A 1,050-nucleotide genomic window follows, 5' to 3' on the forward strand; every position below is an offset into this window, starting at 1 on the left:
GGCGAAGCTGAGAACTTAAGCGCCAGTAAACGGCGGTGGTAACTATAACCATCCTAAGGTAGCGAAATTCCTTGTCGGGTAAGTTCCGACCTGCACGAATGGCGTAACGACTTCTCGACTGTCTCAACCATAGGCCCGGTGAAATTGCACTACGAGTAAAGATGCTCGTTTCGCGCAGCAGGACGGAAAGACCCCGGGACCTTTACTACAGTTTGATATTGGTGTTCGGTTCGGCTTGTGTAGGATAGGTGGGAGACTTTGAAGCGGCCACGCCAGTGGTTGTGGAGTCGTCGTTGAAATACCACTCTGGTCGTGCTGGATGTCTAACCTGGGTCCGTGATCCGGATCAGGGACAGTGTCTGATGGGTAGTTTAACTGGGGCGGTTGCCTCCTAAAGAGTAACGGAGGCGCCCAAAGGTTCCCTCAGCCTGGTTGGCAATCAGGTGTTGAGTGTAAGTGCACAAGGGAGCTTGACTGTGAGACCGACGGGTCGAGCAGGGACGAAAGTCGGGACTAGTGATCCGGCAGTGGCTTGTGGAAGCGCTGTCGCTCAACGGATAAAAGGTACCCCGGGGATAACAGGCTGATCTTCCCCAAGAGTCCATATCGACGGGATGGTTTGGCACCTCGATGTCGGCTCGTCGCATCCTGGGGCTGGAGTCGGTCCCAAGGGTTGGGCTGTTCGCCCATTAAAGCGGTACGCGAGCTGGGTTTAGAACGTCGTGAGACAGTTCGGTCCCTATCCGCTGTGCGCGTAGGAATATTGAGAAGGGCTGTCCCTAGTACGAGAGGACCGGGACGGACGAACCTCTGGTGTGCCAGTTGTTCTGCCAAGGGCATGGCTGGTTGGCTACGTTCGGAAAGGATAACCGCTGAAAGCATCTAAGCGGGAAGCCTGCTTCGAGATGAGTATTCCCACCCTCTTGAAGGGTTAAGGCTCCCAGTAGACGACTGGGTTGATAGGCCAGATGTGGAAGCCCGGTAACGGGTGGAGCTGACTGGTACTAATAGGCCGAGGGCTTGTCCTCAGTTGCTCGCGTCCACTGTGTT

1 rRNA gene is annotated in these 1,050 nt (G+C 55.4%); it reads left to right on the forward strand.

Going from position 1 to position 1,050, the window contains the following annotated elements:
• Positions 1–1,028, forward strand: a 23S ribosomal RNA gene (locus ACFV8T_RS45655); the annotation flags it as partial.
• Between the last annotated feature and the right edge of the window lie 22 nt (positions 1,029–1,050).

The sequence above is a fragment of the Streptomyces sp. NPDC059832 genome, from assembly GCF_042731715.1.
Lineage (GTDB): Bacteria > Actinomycetota > Actinomycetes > Streptomycetales > Streptomycetaceae > Streptomyces.